This window comes from Nonomuraea sp. NPDC005692 (assembly GCF_040631115.1).
Taxonomy (GTDB): domain Bacteria; phylum Actinomycetota; class Actinomycetes; order Streptosporangiales; family Streptosporangiaceae; genus Nonomuraea.
The window spans coordinates 131,724-149,613 of sequence record NZ_JBEXYU010000028.1; the positions used below are offsets into that span (position 1 = coordinate 131,724).

Here is a 17,890-nt window from a genome sequence, read left to right on the forward strand (position 1 = left end):
CTGCGAGGAGCGCCGGCCGTCTGGATTCCGATAATGGAACTGCAAGCTCCGGCCGCCGAACCCCCGGGAGGTGGGGCGTGGATCTGTCCGTCATTGGAGTCACCCCCGAAGCGGAGGCGGTCTACCGCTATTTCCTGCGCCATCGGGGCGAGAGCGTCGGCTCGGTGCCCGAGGCCCTGGACCTCGATCCCGAGACGGTGGAGTCGGCGGTGGAGACGCTCGACCGGCTCGCCATGCTCGACCTGAACGACCGCCACCGGGTCACCGCGACCGAGCCGCGGATCGCCATCGAGCGCCTGGTCGAACAGCGCCTGGAGGAGCTGAACGCGGAGATCCGCCGGGTGTTCGGCGCCCGCGACGCCATCTCCAGCTTCCTGGAGGACAAGCGGGAGGGCGACCGTTCCAACGCGGTGCTGGACATCGAGCGGGTGGAGAGCGGCGCGCGGGTCCGCCAGCGCCTGGACGACCTGGCCTTCTTCTCCTACAAGGAGACGCTCTGCCTGCACCCGGGCGGCCCGTTCAACGAGGTGATGATCGAGTCGGCGCTGCCGCTCGACACGCGCTCTCTGCGGCGCGGCCTGGCCCTGCGCGAGATCTTCCACCCCAAGGCGCTGGAGGACCAGCGCATGGTGTCGTACCTGCGCGAGCTGGCGCACCTGGGCGCCGAGATCCGCGTCACCGACCAGCCGATGGACCGCATGCTCATGTACGACCGCAGCGTGGCCGTCGTCCCGATCGACCCCAAGGCGCACTCCACGGGCGCGCTGCTGGTCCGCGAGCCGGGCCTGATCTCCCAGCTCGTCATCTATTTCGAGGGCCTGTGGAAGGCGGCCGTGCCGCTGGCCGACCACCTCGACCCGCCCGGCGAGGAGCCGACGCTGTCGAAGATGGAGCAGCGGGTGCTGGCGGTCATGGCCACGGCCGACAAGGACGAGATCGCCGCCCGCGAGCTGGACATCTCGGTGCGCACCTACCGCCGTTACGTCGCCGACCTGATGGCCAGGCTCGGCGCGGTCAACCGCTTCCAGGCCGCGCTGCGCGCCAAGGAGGAGAACTGGATCTGACGCGTTTCTTCCGTCGTTTCCTGTCGTACGACATGACGAACCCCCGCGACCCGGTCGCGGGGGTTCTCTCGTGTTCGACCCTTGTTTCTATAAGCAAACCTCCTCGGCGAAATTCACGGTCAATTCCTTTCCGGTGTCGGGGCTTTTACGGCCAGGTGTTGCCCTGCGGGGAGGGCAGCGGGGTGGGCAGCGGCCAGGTGTTGCCGTCAGGGCCGGCCGGCGCGGGCCAGGTGTTGCCGTCCGCCTGCAGCACCACCGTGTCGGCGGCAGCGGCGGCGGCCTGCGCGGCGGTGGCGCCGACGGCCCAGACGAGCATCCCGGAGACAATCGCGATAATCCACTGGGAAATCCTCTTGGCAACAATGCTGTTCGTCATTTCACTGCCTCTTTCTCGGCGGTCCTTGTCGCTGCTTCCTTGCACTTCCAACTTTGCGCCGCGGCGGGGGCGCGAACCAGGCTTCGGCGAGGCAGCAAGCTGCAGGGCGTTTCCGCTTCCTGCCACGTCCGGCGCGGTCAAGCACTGCAGGAGGTGACATGGAACGGCCATCGATCTTTAACTGGACGTACCGGAAGAGTCCGAGGAGGAAACGATGACCATCTCCCCCGAGGTCCTCCAGGAAGCCCCGCCGTCGGCCATGGACCGCCTGCGCGAGGAGCTCGCCGGCGCGCGCGAGGACATCGCGCGCGGCCGCCCGCAGGCCGTGGAGCGGCAGCACGCACTGGGCAAGCGCACCGCGCGCGAACGGCTCGACCTGCTGCTGGACGAGGGCTCGTTCCTGGAGATCGAGATGTTCCGGCGGCACCGGGCCCAGGGGCTCGGCATGGAGGCCCAGCGGCCGCACACCGACGGGGTCGTGGCCGGATCCGGAACCATCGACGGCCGCCGCGTCTTCGTCTACGCGCAGGACTTCACCGTCTTCGGCGGCTCGCTCGGCGAGGCGCACGCGCAGAAGATCCACAAGGTGATGGACCTGGCGCTGTCCAGCGGGTCGCCGTTCATCGGGCTCAACGACAGCGGCGGGGCCCGCATCCAGGAGGGCGTGCTGTCGCTCAACGGCTACGGCGGCATCTTCCAGCGCAACGTGCAGGCGTCGGGGGTGATCCCGCAGATCGCCGTCGTGCTCGGCCCGTGCGCGGGCGGGGCCGCGTACTCGACGGCGCTGGCCGACTTCACGTTCATGGTGCGCGACACCGCCCAGCTCTACCTGACCGGCCCGGACGTGGTCGAGGCGGTCACCGGCGAGCGCATCACGCACGCCGAGCTGGGCGGCGCGCAGGTGCACGCCAGCCGGTCGGGGCTGGCCACGTTCGTGCACGACGACGAGGAGAGCTGCCTGGCCGCCGTGCGCGACCTGGTCTCGATGCTGCCGAGCAACAACATGAGCCGCCCGCCGGCGCTGCCCGCGCGGGCCGCGGCCGGCGACGCCCGGCCCCGGCTGGCCGAGATCGTGCCGGTGGAGCCGAACAAGCCGTACGACATGCGGCTGGTCATCGCCGAGGTGGTGGACGACGGCGACTTCCTCGAACTGCACCAGAGCTGGGCGCCCAACGTGATCTGCGCGCTGGCCCGGATCGACGGCCAGGTGATCGGCGTGGTGGGCAACCAGCCGACGGTGCTGGCCGGCGTGCTGGACGTGTCGGCCGCGGAGAAGGCGGCCAGGTTCGTCAGGTTCTGCGACGCCTTCTCCATCCCCCTGGTCACGCTCGTGGACGTGCCCGGCTTCCTGCCCGGCAAGGAGCAGGAGCACTCGGGCGTCATCCGGCACGGCGCCAAGCTGCTGTACGCCTACTGCGAGGCGACCGTACCGCGCGTCCAGGTCATCGTCAGGAAGGCCTACGGCGGGGCGTACATCGTGATGGACTCCCGCTCGATCGGCACCGACCTGTCGTTGGCCTGGCCGACCAACGAGATCGCGGTGATGGGCGCCGAGGGGGCGGTCAACATCATCCACCGCAGGGAGCTGGCCGCCGCGGCCGACCCCGCCGCCCGGCGGGCGGAGCTGCTGGAGCAGTACACCCGCGAGCTGGTCCATCCGGCGTACACGGCCGAGCGCGGCCTGGTCGACGCCGTGATCGACCCGGTGGAGACGAGGTCGGCGGTGGCGCGCGGGCTGGCCATGCTGCGCGACAAGCGCAAGCACGTGGCGCCGCGCAAACACGGCAACCTTCCCTTGTAGGGCCGCCCGTCAGCCCTGGTCGGCGCAGGGGACGGCCGCGGCCGTCCGGGCGCGCCGGCCGGGGAGCCCGAGCGCGGCCAGGACGCCCGCCAGCATGACGGCGCCCAGGACATGGACCGCCGCGCGCATCCCCTCGGCGGAGGCGTCGCGCAGGGCCTGCCCCGCGAGCCCTTCGATGCCGTGGTTGGCGACGGCCACCAGGACCGCCAGGCCCGCCGCGGTGCCCACCTGCAGCGCGGTGGAGGCCACCCCGGAGGCCAGGCCCTGTTCGTCCGCCGGGACGCCGGTGCCGGCCGCGATCCACATGGCCTCGTACGTGATGCCCATGCCCAGGCCGATGACGACGACCCCGGGCAGGACGGTGAGGAGCGATCCGTCCCCCTGCATGCCGGGGGCCAGCAGCACGGCGCCCACGGCGTTGACGACGATGCCGGCGATCAGCGTGCCGCGGGTGCCGAGCCGGTGGACCAGCCGCTCGCTGAGGAAGTTGCCGGCCGTGATCGACAGGGTCGGGCCGAGGAACGCCAGGCCGGTCTCCAGGGCGTTGAAGCCGAGGACGTCCTGGAGGTACAGGGTCAGGAAGTACGGCACGGCCTGCATCGTCAGGCCGAAGACGAGGATGACCACGACCGCGCCGCTGAGCGCCCGGTTGCGGAACAGCCGCAGCGGCATCAGCGGCGTCCGTCCGCGGGCCTGGACGCGCAGGAACACCGCCACCAGGACCGCCGCGAGCACGGCCGCCGCGACCACCTCGGCCCGCGCCCACCCGGCCTCCGAGCCGTGCGCGACCGCGAAGATCAGCAGTGTGATGCCGGCGGTGCCGGTCAGCGTCCCGGGCACGTCCACGCTGCCCCGGGTGGCGCGGCCGTCGGGAGGCAGCAGGGCGAAGGCCGCGACGGCGCCCACGGCGGTCAGCGGGACGTTGACGTAGAACACGGCCTGCCAGCCCAGGGCCTGGGTGAGCACCCCGCCGGCCAGCGCGCCCGCCGTGAGCCCGCCGGCGCCCGCCATGGCCCAGACCGTCAGCGCGCGGTTGCGCTCCCTGCCCTCGGCGAAGGCGGTGTTGACCAGGGCCAGCACCGCGGGGAACAACACCGCGCCGGCCAGGCCCTGCAGGCCGCGCGCGGCGAGCAGCACCCCCGGCGCCGTGGCCAGGCCGCCCAGCACGGAGGCCACGCCGTACAGCGCCATGCCGAGCACGAACATCCGCCGGCGTCCGGCCAGGTCGGACAGGCGCCCGCCGAGCAGCAGGAAACCTCCGTAGAGGACGGCGTACGCGGTGACCACCCATTGCAGGGTGTGCGCCGTGAAGCCGACATCGGAGGCGATGTCCGGCAGGGCCACGTAGATGATGGTGAAGTCGAGACTGATGATCAGATGCCCCAGCGCGAGCAGCGCGAGGCTCCACCCCGGCCGCCGGATGCGGGCCGGGGAGCGGGTGATGGACATGGATGTGCCTTTCGTCCGTACGGGGTTCGGTGGCCTGTCATGGCTGCACCGGAACCGGCGGACACTTGTTGGCACACCCCCTGAGGGCACTGGGGTGGGCGGCGCCCGGGCTCGGGCCGTCCGGTCCGGTCATCGCCCCTCCCCAGGTGTTCCGCGCCGTCTCCGGGACGACTATGCCGCCCGCCGCGGTCCGCGGGATCGGCCGTCCGGTCAGCGTGCCCCGGGACCTTGGACCTAGGACCAGGAGCGGGCCGGTGACAACATGCGGCGGCGGCCTGCAGCTTCCTGACGTCCCCATCCCTGGATCGCGCCCTTCCCGGATCCCACAGTGGAGGTACGAGAGACAGACCTCCGGCAGACGAGATGGAGATGAGACCCCATGTTCGCCCCTTCACGCCGCACGGCGACGAGGAAGCCATGCTGATCCAGGTGACGATGCGCCAGGTGCGCGGGATGCCGATCCTCGGCTCCCCGATCGACGGGATCCGCATCATGGCGCTCCTGCCGGGCCACTGGCACAAGGACCTCACCCAGGCCGGCGGGGACATCGTCATCCGGATGCGCGTGGACGAGCCCCTGACCAGCGCGCAGGTGCGCGCCGAGGTGACGCAGACCCTCGCCAACCCCGAGGTGGACCGGTGGGAGCTGGTGGCCTGCCGCGTCCTGTCCCACAGCAGCACAGCCGCAAGGGAGGAAGACCAGTGATCGCATCTGTGGTGGCGCCCGGAGAGTGCCAGGTCTGGTGGGCCGGTCCGCGGGACCATCCGGAGGGGACCCTGCTGTCGGTGCTCAGCGAGCCCGAGCTCGAACGGGCCGCGCGGTTCCGCCGCGAGCCCGACCGCAGGCGCTTCCTGACCGGCTCGTGGCTGCTGCGCACCGCGAGCGCCGTGCAGCTGGGTGTGCGTCCAGAGGACGTCGTGGTGGACCGGTCGTGCCCCGACTGCACCCGGTACCACGGCAAGCCGCAGGTCCGGGCGCCCGGCTTCCCGCTGCACGTGTCGGTCTCGCACTCCGAGGACCGGGTCGCGGTGGCCGTGACGACCGAGGGCCCCCTCGGGGTGGACGTGGAGGCCGTGCCCGCCGACCCGGTGGACGACCTGGCCCGCTGCGCGCTCACCGAGGCCGAGCTGGCCGTCCTGGAGGCGTTCCCCCAGGAGGACAGGTACGAGGCGTTCGCGAAGGTCTGGGTGCGCAAGGAGGCGGCGCTCAAGGCCACCGGGCACGGCCTGCGGGTGCCTCCGACGGAGGTGGCGGTCAGCGGGCCGGCCGACGACCCGGCCCTGCTGAGCTGGCCGCTGGACATCCCGCCGGAGAGCCTGCGGTTCCGCGTCCTGTCGCCGGGCCGCGGCTACGTCGCCGCGGTCGCGGTGATCACCGGCCGTCCGGTCGAGGCGGTGGAGTTCCACCTGCCCGCCGCGCGGGCAGACTTCGCACGGGGCCCCCTGCCGGGGCCGCTGGCCGGCGTCGCGTGACGAGGAGGACGATCCAGATGCGAAGGACCTTCCTCCTCCTGCCGGGCTCCTGGTCGGGCGCGTGGATCTGGGAGCCCGTCGTCCGGCGGCTGCGCCTGCTCGGGCACGACGCCCGCGCCGTCACCCTGCGCGGCCTGTCCGGGCCGCGCGACGACGTCGCCGGCGTCGGCCTGCAGACGCACGTGGACGAGGTGCTGACCCTGCTGAAGAACGAGGGGCTGCGCGACGTCGTGCTCGTCGGGCACAGCTACTCGGGGCTGGTGGCCGGTCAGGTCGCCGACCGGGCGCCGGGCCGCGTCGCCCACACCGTCTACGTCGAGGCGTTCCTGCCGCACGACGGCCGTTCGATGCTGCACGCCTTCCCCGACCGGCAGCGGGAGCAGGAGCTGCGCCTGATCGAGACGGGCGGGGGCCGCTGGCCCGCCCCCGACCACACCCTGGTGGCCGAGGGACAGGGCCTCACGGCGGCGCAGGCGCGCTGGCTGGCCGCCCGGTTCGTCGGCCACCCCGGCCGCGCCGTGGCCGAGGCCGCCGTGCTCAGCACGCCGCTGGAGCGGCAGCGGGCCAGCTACGTGGTGTGCGACCTGGACCACTTCCAGGGCAGCCTGTCGCCCGACGTGTCCGCGCTGCGCGCGGCGCCGTCCTGGGACTTCCACACCCTGGACACCGGCTGCTGGCCGATGGTCTCAGCGCCCGGCCCGCTCAGCGCTCTGCTGTCCGACGCCGTCGCCGGCCGCCACTGAGTGGCCGGCGACCTCCGGGCCCGGTGCTAGCCCGGGCCGCGAGGACGCGGGAAGCAGCCGCCGCAGCGAACCGGCGTGCAGGAACCACAGCAGGCCCAGCGCCACGGCCAGGAGCAGGGCGCTGAAGACCCACTCGTTCGACCCGCCCGGCCCGTAGACGCGGCCGCCGGAGCCGATGTCCACCGCGCGGACCGGCTGCCCGGCCCGGTGGGTGTAGCGGTCGCTGCCGTACATCTCGATGCCCGTCCGGCCGGTGGTGCCGTCGTCGGAGCGGAAGTCGCCCGTCCAGACGCAGGACTCGTGCCCCGGATGCGTGATGCACGCCAGCGTGCGCGGCACGAACACCCCGGGCACGCCGTCGGCGCGGGCGGCGCGGACGACCGTGCCGAGGTTCGGCACGGTCAGGAACAGCAGGAAGCCCGCCACCAGGCTGAGCGCGAAGGAGAAGGCCGGGGAGACCCCGCGGCGCCCGGAGCCCGCCATCACGCGGGCGACACCGCGCAGGCGCAGCGCATGGCCGCCCGCTCGGACGGACGAGGGCTGCGGTGCAGGAGCATGGCCACCACCATGGGCACGAAGACCAGCCCGTTGTAGAACAGGTGCAGCTCCATGCGCGGGACGAGGAGCTGGATGATGCTCGTCGGCACCGGACGGCCCGCCAGGTTGTTCCCGGTGAGCGCCTGCAGGAGCAGCAGCAGGTGCTCCAGGTGGTGCCAGACCTGGATGCCCAGGGAGATGTTCCACCACGTACGGGACCTGCCGGTGAAGCCGGAGCGCAGCATGAGCAGGCCGATGAGCATCAGCAGCGCGTAGCCGTAGTGCATCCACTCGGAGCTGACGAGCCACGGGAAGGGCATGCCGAGGACGCCGCGCGCCTCCTTCAGCGGCCAGCCCAGCACGTAGACCTGGACGGCCTGGGCGACGTGCTCGGCCCAGTGGGCGAGCACGACGAGGAGGTAGAGGGTGAGGGCGGGCTTGTGGTAGCGGGTGTTGAGCGCGCTCAACAGGCCGCCGGACGTCGACACCGTGTGGGTGGCCATGCGGGAACCTCGGCTTCCGGGATCGTCGGTCACGCGTCGTCCCGGCACGGCGAGGTCGCCGGCGATTGGTCTTCGGTCCCCTTCGGTTGCGCCTGCTCCGGGAGATCGCGAGTTCAGTGTCCGCTGCGATTCCGGGCCTGACAACTCACAAATTGCGCGGCAGTCCGGCGAGCAGTTGCTTGGTCGTCAGGGTGACCCCGCAGCGGCCGGCGACGTAGCCGAGCGCCTGCCGGTGGTCGGCGGCGGTGAGGTCGGCGACGGCGTCGGCCACCACGTACGGCTGGATGTCGTGGGTGAAGGCGTCGAGCGCGGTGGTCAGGACGCCGATGTGGGCGTAGACGCCGGCGATGAGGAGCTGGTCGCGTCCCGACTCGCGCAGCCACCACAGCAGGGTGGTCTCGTGGAAGGCGCTGTAGCGCCGCCGGGTGAAGATCCAGTCGCCCGGTCCCGGGGCCATCGGCTCGGGGAAGCCGCGCCGGGCGGGCTCCAGCCGGTCGCTGCGCCGCCAGAAGTCCTTGGCCAGCCCCTGCTGCTCGCCGGTCAGCAGGCCCGGCTGGGCCGCGTAGGCGACGGGCACGCCGAGGCGCGCGCACAGCTCGCGCAGCGCCGTCACGTTGCGCACCAGGTCGGTGAGCGGCGCCTCGCCGGGCGGGAAGAGGTCGAGGCAGGCGTGCTGCAGGTCGACCAGCAGCAGGACGGCCCGGCGCGGGTCGGGCGTCCAGGTGACCGCGGCGGGCGGCAGCTCGGCGGCGTCCGGCATCGGGTAGGGCTCGATCTCTGAAACGACCGGCACGGCGACCTCCGAATTTCTCGCAGCTGTTTGAGGCTGTTTCCATGATGTGCCGCCACGGCGTCCGGTGAAATGCGGAACGGCGGCAGGAAGCTGACTTCCCGCCGCCGTTTCCAGCCATTTTCTTTTCCTCGGAGTTCACCGGGGCCACGGTCACACCCCGGCCACCGCCCGCAGTTCCTCCGTCCGGTTCACCCGCTCCCAGGTGAACTCGTCGCGGCCGAAATGGCCGTAGGCGGAGGTGCCCGCGTAAATGGGACGCAGCAGGTCCAGGTCCCGGATGATCGCGGCCGGCCGCAGGTCGAACACCTCGCGCACGGCGTCGTGGATGCGCCGCTGAGGAACCCGTTCGGTGCCGAAGCACTCCACGAACAGGCCCACCGGCCGCGCCTTGCCGATCGCGTACGCCACCTGCACCTCGCACCGCCCGGCCAGCCCCGCGGCCACCACGTTCTTGGCCACCCAGCGCATGGCGTAGGCGCCTGACCGGTCCACCTTGGAGGGGTCCTTGCCGGAGAAGGCGCCGCCGCCGTGCCGGGCCATGCCGCCGTACGTGTCGATGATGATCTTGCGTCCGGTCAGGCCCGCGTCGCCCATCGGGCCGCCGACCTCGAACCGGCCCGTCGGGTTGACCAGCAGCCGGTGGCCGGTGGTGTCGATCCCCGCCTCGGCCAGCACCGGCTCGACGACCTCACGCGTGACGTCGGGGGTCAGCATGTCGGCGAGGTCGACGTGCGCGGCGTGCTGGGTGGACAGCACGACGGTGTCCAGGCGGACCGGCCGGTCGCCCTCGTACTCGACGGTGACCTGCGTCTTGCCGTCCGGCCGCAGGTAGGGCACCGTCCCGGACCTGCGGACCTCGGCCAGCCGCCGGGCCAGCCGGTGGGCCAGCATGATCGGCAGCGGCATCAGCTCGGGCGTCTCCTCGCACGCGTAGCCGAACATCAGGCCCTGGTCGCCGGCGCCCTGCCGGTCCAGTTCGTCGGCGGCGTCCGCGCCGCGGTGCTCGTAGGCGTCGTCCACGCCGCGGGCGATGTCGGGCGACTGGGTGCCGATCGACACCGACACGCCGCAGGAGGCGCCGTCGAAGCCCTTCTGGGAGGCGTCGTAGCCGATCTTCAGGATCGTCTCCCTGACCAGGCCGGGGATGTCCACGTACGTCTGCGTGGTGACCTCGCCCGCGACGTGCACCATGCCCGTGGTGATCAGCGTCTCGACCGCGACCCGGCTGCCGGGGTCCTTCGCCAGCAGGGCGTCCAGGATGCCGTCGCTGATCCTGTCGGCGATCTTGTCGGGGTGGCCTTCGGTGACCGATTCGGAGGTGAACAAACGACGTGACACCGACGCCTCCTAGTAGGGCAGCCGGCGCCCGGCGGGCGTGCGCAGGTCGAGTGCGGTCACGGGGGTACGCGGTTTCTTCGGCCTCTGCACGCGAATCACTTTGGGCATGGAATGGCTCCACATCTCGGTGGCGGGAAACTCGAATTTCCCGGACACAGATCATCCAAGATTTCGCGTCGAGCATTCTTCTCCGATGACCTGCGCGACGAAGGTTCGTTTTCGAGAATAACCACGGCCGGGCGCGGCGGGTTCTTTCCCTGTGCGGCGTCGGCACCGGTCGGGCAATCCAGGAGATGCCCCGGACGCGCCGGGAGGCCACGATGCTCCTGATGCCCGGACGGCTCCTTCCGCCGGGCGGATCACCTACGCCGGGTCCCGGCCGCACCGGCGACGAAAGGCTGATCATGAACGGAATCGGCGCGGAGATCGGGATCATCGGCGGGAGCGGGTTCTCCTCGGTCGCCGACGGGGCCCGGGAGGTCGCGCTCACCACCCCGTACGGCGAGCCGTCGGCGCCGCTCTCGCTGGCCCGGGTGCGCGGCCGCACGGTCGCCTTCCTGCCCCGGCACGGTCGCGACCACCGCCGGCCGCCGCACCGGATCAACTACCGGGCCAATCTGTGGGCGCTGCACTCGGTGGGCGTGCGCCAGATCCTCGCGCCGTGCGCGGTCGGCTCGCTCCGGCCCGAGCTGGGGCCGGGCGTGATGGTGGTGCCCGACCAGCTCGTGGACCGGACCTGCGGACGGGTCCGGACCTACTTCGACGACGCGGCGGTGCACGTGCCGTTCGCGGACCCGTACTGCCCGGTGGGCCGCGAGACGGTGCTCGACGCCGCGGCGGCGACCGGCCAGGACTGCGTGGACGGCGGGACGACGGTGGTGGTCGACGGCCCGCGCCTGTCCAGCCGGGCCGAGGCCCAGTGGTACGCCGCGCAGGGATGGTCGCTGCTCGACATGACGGCCTGCCCGGAGGCGGCGCTCGCCCGCGAACTGGCCCTGTGTTACGTGCCGGTCGCGCTGGTGACGGACCTGGACGCCGGGCTCGGCGTGGGCTCCGGCGCGCGGCGCGACGAGCTCTTCACGATCTTCCACGAGGGGCTGGACCGGCTGCGGGCGCTGGTGCTGGCGACCGTGGCCCGGCTGCCGCGCACCCGTACGTGCGGCTGCGCGCGGGCCCTGGAGGACGCCGCCCTGCCCGCCGACGCGGACCACCTTCCCGCCTGAACCGCTTGCGGTTCGTCGAGTTGCGGTTCGTCGAGCACACGGAAACCCGGGTCCCCGCGGGAACCCGGGTGTGAGCGCGGGGTCTACACCGCCATCGGCACGTGCGCGTCCAGGGCGACGCGTTCGACCAGCGCCTCCAGGTTCGGGTCCGCGTCGAAGACGTCGCCGACGTCGATGGAGATGCCCAGCTCCTCCTTGATCCGCCCGACCAGCCGCGCCGCGGCCGCGAACTCCCCTTCGAGGTCGGAGAACGTCGCCGCCTCCAGCCCCTTGGGCACGTCGAGCACCTCGTACCAGATGTCGCCGACCTTCTCGCGAAGCTCGGCGAGGCTGCGTCCGCCGGTCATGGGCCGTCCCTTCTCAAGGTCTGCTGGTGATTGTCGCAACGGCGCCGCGGCGGCTACATCTTCGAGGATGCCCTGGCCCTGACCTGGCCGAGCAGCGCGTCGAGCGTCCCGTCGCACAGCAGGACGGCCGGTTCGACGGCCACCCCGAGCCGGTCCTCGATCCGGGCGGCCATCCGCAGCGCGGCGAGCGCCGTGCCGCCGAGCTCGCCGAAGGTGGCGCCGGCCTCGTCCGGGCCGGCGCCGAGCACGGTGTTCCAGATGTCGGTGACGTGCCTGTCGACGTCCGCCGGGTCCACGTCGCGCGTCCTCCCGTGAAGCTCCCTTGGGGGGACCATAAGCCGCGGGGGCGGCGGGCGCTTGTCCTCACGTGCGCACTCGGAGCCGTTCGTCCGCGCGGGCCCGTCAGTCGCGCGGCGGGGTCAGGACGCCGCCCGTTCCGCCTCCCGCGTGCGCGACAGCGCCCGGACGATGCGCGCGTGCCCCTCGTTCCCCCTGGCCAGCACCTCGGCCACCGGGCCGTCGTCGGCGGCGCGCAAAGCGGCGGCGACGCGGCTCAGGTCGCGGGTCAGCGCGTCCAGCAGGTCGGCCACGGGGGTGGCGTTGTGGGCCAGGATGTCCCGCCACATGCCGGCGGGGCTGCCGGCCACCCGCGTCACGTCCCGCAACGCCCCGGCGGCCAGCGACAGCCCGCCGGCCTCCTCACCCGCGCTCCCGTCCGCGTTCCCGCCGGCGGCCGGTTCGGCGGGCCCGTCCTGGTCGCCGGTCGCGAACCGGGCGGCGAGCGCGGCCGACAGGACGAGCGGCAGGTGCGACACGGCCGCGGCGGCCCGGTCGTGGGCGTCCGGCGCGAGCAGTCGCACCTCGGCCCCGCACGCGGCCGCCAGCGCCGCCACCGTGCGCAGCGCGCGCGGCGACAGGGCCGGATGGGGGCACAACGCCCACGTCCTGCCCTCGAACAGGCCCGCCCGCGCGGCCCCGGGCCCCGACACCTCCCGCCCGGCCATCGGATGGCCGGGCACGTAGCAGGACAGGTCGCAACCGCTGCGCTCCGCCTCGGCGAGGATCCGCGTCTTGGCGCTGGCCACGTCCGTGTAGACCCTCCCCAGCCCGCGGGCCTGCGCCTCCCGCAGCACGGCGGCCACCGACGAGGGCGGCGTGGCGATCACGACGACGTCGGCCGGGCCGGCCCCGGCCCGCAGCGCGGTGCCCGCGCCAATCCGAGCGGCCTGCGCCAGCGCCCACGGATCGTGGTCGGCCAGCTCGACCCGGACGCCCGCCCGCCGCAGCGCGCACGCCACGGACGTGCCGATCAACCCACAGCCGATCACCACGACACGGCGGATTGGGGACATGGCCGAACCTCGCTTCCCTCGGACGTCACTTCCCCATGGTCGCGGCGCGAGGCGCCCGGCGGCGGTACGCGGCCCGTCTTCTTGCTGCCGCCCCGCGGCACGTTCCTGCCAGCGCAACCCCAGGTCAAGCCCCCGGACACGCTCCTACGATCACGACATGTCCTACCAAGACCTGCTGTCCCGACCGGTACGCCCGCCCGACCGCGTGCTCCGCTACGGCGACCGCCACCCCGACCAGGTGATCGACCTCTACGAGGGGACCGGCCGCCCGCCCCTCGTCCTGCTGCACGGCGGCTACTGGATGGCCGAGTACGACCGCAGGCACGCCCGTCCCATGGCCGTCGCCCTGGCCGCGCTCGGCCACCAGGTCTGGCTGCCCGAGTACCGCCGGGTGGGCCAGGAGGGCGGCGGCCACCCGGGCACGTTCGACGACGTGGCCGCCGCGCTCGACCTCGTAGGGGCGCAGTGCCCGTCCGGGGTGCTGCTGGTGGGCCATTCGGCGGGCGGTCACCTCGCGCTCTGGTCGGCGCTGCGGCACCGCCTGCCGCCCGGCTCCCGCTGGCACGCCGAGCCGGCGGTCCGCGGCGTGGTGGGGCTGGCCGCCGTCTGCGACCTGGGCGAGGCGTACACGGCGGGGCTCGGCGGCGGCGCGGCCCGCGCCCTGCTCCACGACCGCGCCGACCTGCTGGACGAGGTGGACCCGGCGCGCCTGCTGCCCTACGACCGGGGTCCGCTGGTGCTGGTGCACGGGGTCAAGGACCGCGTGCTGCCGGTGTCGATGAGCCGCCGGACGGCGGCGGCCGAGCCGTCGGCGATGCTGATCGAGCCCTCGGACGCCGGCCACTTCAGCCTGATCGACCCCCTGTCGGGCACCTGGCCCCTGATCACCGCGGCCATGGAGGCCGCGGCGGGGCGGAGCGCGGTCAGGACGGTCCGGGCGTGAGCGCGCCGACGACGCGGGCGAGCAGGGCGGCCCACTCCTCGTCGTCGACGGCGTGCAGGTCGGGCGTGACCAGGGCGCTGCCCATGGACAGCAGCAGGCAGAAGTGGGCCAGCGCGGCGGGCGACAGCGCCGGGTCGAGCTCGCCCCGGTCCTGGGCGAGGCGGCCCAGCGCGGCCATCGACCCGGCCCGCTCGCCGACGTAGTCGCGCATGGGCCGGGCGACGTCCTCGTCCCGGCGGGCGGCGACGAGGGCCTCGACGATGAGGTAGCCGCGGGCGTCGCGCCGCTGCGGCAGCCAGCGTCCGATCTCCAGCAGCAGGTCGGGGACGGACCGGTCGGGGTCGGCGGCGAACAGGTCGGCCAGCCCTCGCCGCCCGTGCGCGAGCAGCGCCGCCACCAGCAGCTCGGCCTTGGAGCCGAAGTGCGCGTACAGCGCGCCGTTGCTCACCCCGGCGGCGGCGGCGATGTCGGCGACGCGGGTGCCGTCGTACCCGCGTTCGGCGAACGCCTCCGCGGCGGCGCGCAACAACCGTTGACGAGTCTCGGCGGCGGTGACGCCGGCGATTCGGCCCATGGCAGCATTAAACAGCCCGTCCACCCGGGACGTGACCATCGACGGCACCCCCCGCTCGAGCCGGTCAGTCGTCGAGGGCCTGGTAGAGCGTGGTCCAGAAGTCGTTGATGAGCCGCATCGAATCCGGGGTGGACATCCCGACCTGGGTGAGCAGGATCCCGGTGAGCCGCCTGGCCGGGTCGGCGTAGGCGGTGGTGCCGGTCCCGCCGTCCCAGCCGAACTGGCCGGGGGAGGCGTAGTCGCCGCGGTGGGTGCGCACCGCCATCCCGAAGCCCCAGCCGCCCTGGAGCCCCTGGCCGGCCGACACGTGGACGATGTTCCCGTACATGGCGTCCCGGGCGGCCTGCTGCGCCGGGGTGAGGCGGTTGGTGGTCATCAGCTCGACCGCGGGCCTGGACAGGATCCGTTCGCCGTCGTGCACGCCGTGGTTCAGCAGCATCCGGAAGTAGGCGTGGTAGTCGTCCACGGTGGAGACCAGCCCGCCGCCGGCTCCCTGGAAGGCCGGGGGCCGCGATGTTCTGCCGCCCTCCGCCTCGTCCCACACCAGGAACTCCCCGGTCGCCGGGTCGGGCCCGTACAGGGGCGGCAGCCGGTCGATCTTCGCGGCGGGTACGTGGAAGGCGGTGTCCTTCATCCCCAGCGGGTCGAGGACGCGTTCGCGCAGGAACGCCTCCAGGGACCGGCCCGCGACCCTGGCGACGAGCACGCCGACCACCTCGTTGCTGAGGTCGTACTGCCACCGCTCCCCCGGCTGGTACGACAGCGGCAGCTCGCCGAGGCGGCGCATCCACTCGTCCGGGTCGGGCGCCGGCCCGGACGCGATGCTGTAGTCGGTCCGCTCGAAGGTGGCGGCCCGGATCGGGGAGTCCAGCAGCGTGAAGTCCATGCCGAGCCCGAACGTGGAGGTCAGCAGGTCCCGCACGGTGATCGGCCGGCGCGCCGGCACGGTGTCGTCCAGCGGGCCGTCGGGACGCCGCAGCACCCGCCGGTCGGCCAGTTCGGGCAGCCACGGATCGACCGGGTCGTCCAGCCGCAGCCGGCACTCGTCCAGCAGGACCATCGCCGCCGCCATCGTGACCGGCTTGGACGTGGACGCCATCCGGAAGATCGTGTCCCGGCTCATCGGCGCGCCGCCCTCATGGCGCATGGTCCCGAGCGCCTCGACGTGCGTCTCCTCGCCCCGGCCGACCAGGGCGACCAGCCCGGGGATCCGCTTGGACGCCACGTGCCGGGCCAGCACCTCGCGCAGCCGGCGCAGCCCTGCTTCGGAGAAGCCGCTGTCGTTCGCAACCGTCATGGTCCCTCTTTCCGTGGTGGTGGTCGTCGTCCGGCACGGCTCGAAGGTGTGGCGGACGAGGCCACCGGCTCCTTCGAGGTGGCCGTACGACGAGCCTGGACCCTGACCCAAGGTCAAGGTCAACCTCCGGCGCCCGCGTTCAAGGCCGCGCGCGCTACCCTCGGCCCTGTGAATGCCCGCAACCCGGCCCCGGACGGCGACCGGCGCGCGTCCGCCTGCCGTCCGCAGATGTGCTGAGCCGATGAGGGACGGGCTCACGATCGGTCAGACGGCGGCCTTCGTCGGCGTCACCGTCAAGACCGTGCGGCACTACCACCGGCTCGGCCTGGTCGCCGAGCCCGAGCGCGACGGCTCCGGCTACCGGCGTTACCGGTCGGCCGACCTGGTCCGGCTGGTCCAGGTCCGGACCCTCGCCGCGGCCGGCGTGCCGCTGGCCGAGATCGGCGACCTGCTCGACGCCGATCCCGAGCCGTTCGCCGCCGCCCTGGACGACGTCCGCCGCCGGCTGACCGAGCGGATCGAGGATCTGACCGCGCGCCGCGACACGCTGCACCGCCTGGCCCACGGCGACCGGGTCCTGCTGCCCGACCGGGCCTGCGCCGTCCTGGACCGGCTGACCGCCGCCGGCTTCGACGCCGACTACGTCTCCACCCAGCGGGAGGCCATGGTGCTGACCAGGGCGCTGATGCCGGCGATCTTCGACAGCTTCCTGACCCGGCTCGAACACTCGCTGGACGACCCCGAGCATGTCGAGCTGACCATGCGCGCCCTGGAGGCGAGGTCCTGGGACCCGGACGACCCGCGCATCGAGGAACTGGCCTCCGCCCTGGCCGCCAAGCTGCTGACCGGCCCGGGGGCGCGGGCGATGCCGGCCGGGTTCTGGAACCGGTCCGACGCCGCCGCCCGCTACGAGCTGGTCAACCACCACGGCGAGGGCCGGGAGCCGTCCATCGCCCGGCTGAACGCCCTGGTCGAGGCGGAGCTGCGAGCGGCCGGCATCGACCTCCTCCGCCAGTGACGGCCCCGGCGGGAGCCGTGTGCCTTCGCTACCCCAGGAACTCCCGCAGCGAGCGCGGCGGGCGGCCCAGGAGGTCGGTCACCGTCGTGGTCGTGGTCGCCCAGCGCCCGTCCCCGAGCTGCGACATGAGGGTGGCCAGGTCGCGGGCCGCGGCAGCGGGCATGCCGCGTTCCGCCAGGTGCACGGCGGCCTCCTCGACGGGCAGGTCCACGTAACGCACGTCCCGCCCGAGCGCCCGGGTCAGCTCGGCGGCGATCTCGTCATGGGTGAGCGCCACCGGGCCGGTCAGCTCGTGGACCGCGTCGGCCCCGACGGGGCGCCTCAGCAGCACGGCGGCGACCGCCCCGATGTCACGCGCGTCGATGTACCCCACCCTGCCCCTGCCGTACGAGCCGACGATCCGCCCCTCCTCGTCGACGTCGCCCGCGAGATTCTGCATGAAACCGACGGGCGCCAGGATCGACCACGGCACCCCGGAGGACTTGAGGTGCTCGTCGACCTGCCCGTGCAGGCCGAACCCGAGCAGGCTGCCCGGCGTGACCCCACGTACGGACACGGTCACCACCTGGGCGACCCCCGCGGCCGCCGCGTGATCGATGACCGCCTGGTGGGCGCGCGCGAAGCCCGGCCACAACGCGCTGTTGAGAAAGAGCCTGTCCCCCGGCTCGACCGGGATGCTCTCCGGCCGCTCCAGGTCGCCGACCACGTAGTCGCAGCCCAGCTCCGCAGCCAGTTCCTCGCCCTGCTCCGCGCGCCGCACCACGGCCCGCGCCGCGCCGCCCAGCTCCTCGATCAGCGCGCGCCCGATCGTGCCCGTCGCGCCCGTCACCACGATCATCACGCAACCCCCTGAACGGAATGCCGGCTTCCCGTTCTACACCAAGCGGAAGGCCGTCGTCCACTTAGGTGGGGACGGTCAGCCGATGCGCAGGGGCAGGGTGCGGGGGCCCCGCACCTGGCTGGCGGCCCAGGTGACGGCGTCGGGGTCGGCGAGGGTGAAGGTGGGGATGCGCTGGAGCCAGACGTCGAGGGCGGTGCGGAGTTCCATGCGGGCCAGGTG

General features: G+C 73.2%; 20 protein-coding genes. 8 read left to right on the plus strand and 12 right to left on the minus strand.

Going from position 1 to position 17,890, the window contains the following annotated elements:
- Nucleotides 1-77 precede the first annotated feature (77 nt).
- Entirely contained in the window at nt 78-1,064 is a 987-nt protein-coding gene (locus tag ABZ459_RS39695; RefSeq protein ID WP_357982062.1) for a helix-turn-helix transcriptional regulator, read from the plus strand.
- Between the two features lie 145 nt (nt 1,065-1,209).
- Here the strand turns inward: ABZ459_RS39695 and ABZ459_RS39700 are convergent, their stop codons facing one another.
- Nucleotides 1,210-1,380: a hypothetical protein gene (locus tag ABZ459_RS39700; RefSeq protein ID WP_352354823.1), complete on the minus strand. Its 171-nt coding sequence runs from the start codon at nt 1,378-1,380 to the stop codon at nt 1,210-1,212.
- Between the two features lie 274 nt (nt 1,381-1,654).
- Here ABZ459_RS39700 and ABZ459_RS39705 point away from each other — a divergent pair, with 274 nt between their 5' ends.
- Complete coding sequence (locus ABZ459_RS39705) at nt 1,655-3,241, plus strand: acyl-CoA carboxylase subunit beta (protein WP_357982065.1); 1,587 nt, start codon at nt 1,655-1,657, stop codon at nt 3,239-3,241.
- Between the two features lie 9 nt (nt 3,242-3,250).
- Here the strand turns inward: ABZ459_RS39705 and ABZ459_RS39710 are convergent, their stop codons facing one another.
- Nucleotides 3,251-4,690 carry an MFS transporter gene (locus ABZ459_RS39710; protein ID WP_357982067.1) on the minus strand — a complete coding sequence of 480 codons (1,440 nt, stop codon included), beginning with the start codon at nt 4,688-4,690 and terminating at the stop codon, nt 3,251-3,253.
- A gap of 369 nt (nt 4,691-5,059) precedes the next feature.
- Here ABZ459_RS39710 and ABZ459_RS39715 point away from each other — a divergent pair, with 369 nt between their 5' ends.
- From ABZ459_RS39715 to ABZ459_RS39725, 3 genes are read left to right on the plus strand one after another with little or no spacing between them, the layout of a single operon-like run.
- A complete protein-coding gene (locus ABZ459_RS39715) occupies nt 5,060-5,395 on the plus strand; it encodes a hypothetical protein (protein ID WP_357982071.1) in 336 nt (111 codons plus the stop codon).
- A complete protein-coding gene (locus ABZ459_RS39720) occupies nt 5,392-6,162 on the plus strand; it encodes a 4'-phosphopantetheinyl transferase superfamily protein (RefSeq protein ID WP_352354829.1) in 771 nt (256 codons plus the stop codon). The genes ABZ459_RS39715 and ABZ459_RS39720 overlap by 4 nt, the downstream gene beginning before the upstream one ends.
- A gap of 17 nt (nt 6,163-6,179) precedes the next feature.
- Nucleotides 6,180-6,905, plus strand: coding sequence for an alpha/beta hydrolase (locus ABZ459_RS39725; RefSeq protein ID WP_357982074.1), 726 nt, complete (start codon nt 6,180-6,182; stop codon nt 6,903-6,905).
- On the opposite strand, the gene ABZ459_RS39730 is transcribed toward ABZ459_RS39725, so the two are convergent.
- The 4 genes from ABZ459_RS39730 to metK form a co-directional block, all read right to left on the minus strand.
- Nucleotides 6,849-7,388: a hypothetical protein gene (locus tag ABZ459_RS39730; RefSeq protein ID WP_357982077.1), complete on the minus strand. Its 540-nt coding sequence runs from the start codon at nt 7,386-7,388 to the stop codon at nt 6,849-6,851. The two genes, ABZ459_RS39725 and ABZ459_RS39730, sit on opposite strands and share 57 nt — an antisense overlap.
- Nucleotides 7,388-7,945, minus strand: a complete 558-nt coding sequence (locus ABZ459_RS39735) for a hypothetical protein (RefSeq protein ID WP_357982080.1) — start codon at nt 7,943-7,945, stop codon at nt 7,388-7,390. Before ABZ459_RS39735 ends, ABZ459_RS39730 begins: the two co-directional genes overlap by 1 nt.
- Nucleotides 7,946-8,090: 145 nt before the next feature.
- Nucleotides 8,091-8,738: an isochorismatase family protein gene (locus tag ABZ459_RS39740; RefSeq protein WP_352354837.1), complete on the minus strand. Its 648-nt coding sequence runs from the start codon at nt 8,736-8,738 to the stop codon at nt 8,091-8,093.
- Between the two features lie 150 nt (nt 8,739-8,888).
- Nucleotides 8,889-10,076, minus strand: coding sequence for a methionine adenosyltransferase (metK, locus tag ABZ459_RS39745; protein WP_357982083.1), 1,188 nt, complete (start codon nt 10,074-10,076; stop codon nt 8,889-8,891).
- A gap of 404 nt (nt 10,077-10,480) precedes the next feature.
- Here metK and ABZ459_RS39750 point away from each other — a divergent pair, with 404 nt between their 5' ends.
- Nucleotides 10,481-11,299, plus strand: a complete 819-nt coding sequence (locus ABZ459_RS39750; protein WP_357982086.1) for an S-methyl-5'-thioadenosine phosphorylase — start codon at nt 10,481-10,483, stop codon at nt 11,297-11,299.
- 83 nt (nt 11,300-11,382) lie between these two features.
- Here the strand turns inward: ABZ459_RS39750 and ABZ459_RS39755 are convergent, their stop codons facing one another.
- The 3 genes from ABZ459_RS39755 to ABZ459_RS39765 form a co-directional block, all read right to left on the minus strand.
- Nucleotides 11,383-11,646 carry a phosphopantetheine-binding protein gene (locus tag ABZ459_RS39755; protein ID WP_357982089.1) on the minus strand — a complete coding sequence of 88 codons (264 nt, stop codon included), beginning with the start codon at nt 11,644-11,646 and terminating at the stop codon, nt 11,383-11,385.
- 53 nt (nt 11,647-11,699) lie between these two features.
- Entirely contained in the window at nt 11,700-11,942 is a 243-nt protein-coding gene (locus ABZ459_RS39760; RefSeq protein ID WP_357982092.1) for a phosphopantetheine-binding protein, read from the minus strand.
- Nucleotides 11,943-12,065: 123 nt separating this feature from the next.
- Entirely contained in the window at nt 12,066-12,998 is a 933-nt protein-coding gene (locus ABZ459_RS39765; protein WP_357982095.1) for a prephenate dehydrogenase, read from the minus strand.
- A gap of 157 nt (nt 12,999-13,155) precedes the next feature.
- On the opposite strand from ABZ459_RS39765, the gene ABZ459_RS39770 reads away from it, so the two are divergent.
- Nucleotides 13,156-13,941, plus strand: a complete 786-nt coding sequence (locus ABZ459_RS39770) for an alpha/beta hydrolase (protein WP_357982097.1) — start codon at nt 13,156-13,158, stop codon at nt 13,939-13,941.
- Here the strand turns inward: ABZ459_RS39770 and ABZ459_RS39775 are convergent.
- Both ABZ459_RS39775 and ABZ459_RS39780 read right to left on the minus strand, forming a co-directional pair.
- Nucleotides 13,922-14,515, minus strand: a complete 594-nt coding sequence (locus ABZ459_RS39775) for a TetR/AcrR family transcriptional regulator (protein WP_357982100.1) — start codon at nt 14,513-14,515, stop codon at nt 13,922-13,924. The two genes, ABZ459_RS39770 and ABZ459_RS39775, sit on opposite strands and share 20 nt — an antisense overlap.
- 64 nt (nt 14,516-14,579) lie before the next feature.
- Nucleotides 14,580-15,812 (minus strand): serine hydrolase domain-containing protein, encoded by a 1,233-nt coding sequence (locus ABZ459_RS39780; RefSeq protein ID WP_357982103.1) that lies wholly within the window; start codon nt 15,810-15,812, stop codon nt 14,580-14,582.
- 241 nt (nt 15,813-16,053) lie between these two features.
- Between ABZ459_RS39780 and ABZ459_RS39785 the strand changes: the two genes are divergently transcribed.
- A complete protein-coding gene (locus ABZ459_RS39785; protein ID WP_357982106.1) occupies nt 16,054-16,830 on the plus strand; it encodes a MerR family transcriptional regulator in 777 nt (258 codons plus the stop codon).
- Nucleotides 16,831-16,858: 28 nt separating this feature from the next.
- Here ABZ459_RS39785 and ABZ459_RS39790 read toward each other — a convergent pair whose 3' ends face one another.
- A complete protein-coding gene (locus ABZ459_RS39790) occupies nt 16,859-17,668 on the minus strand; it encodes an NAD(P)H-binding protein (RefSeq protein ID WP_357982109.1) in 810 nt (269 codons plus the stop codon).
- Between the last annotated feature and the right edge of the window lie 222 nt (nt 17,669-17,890).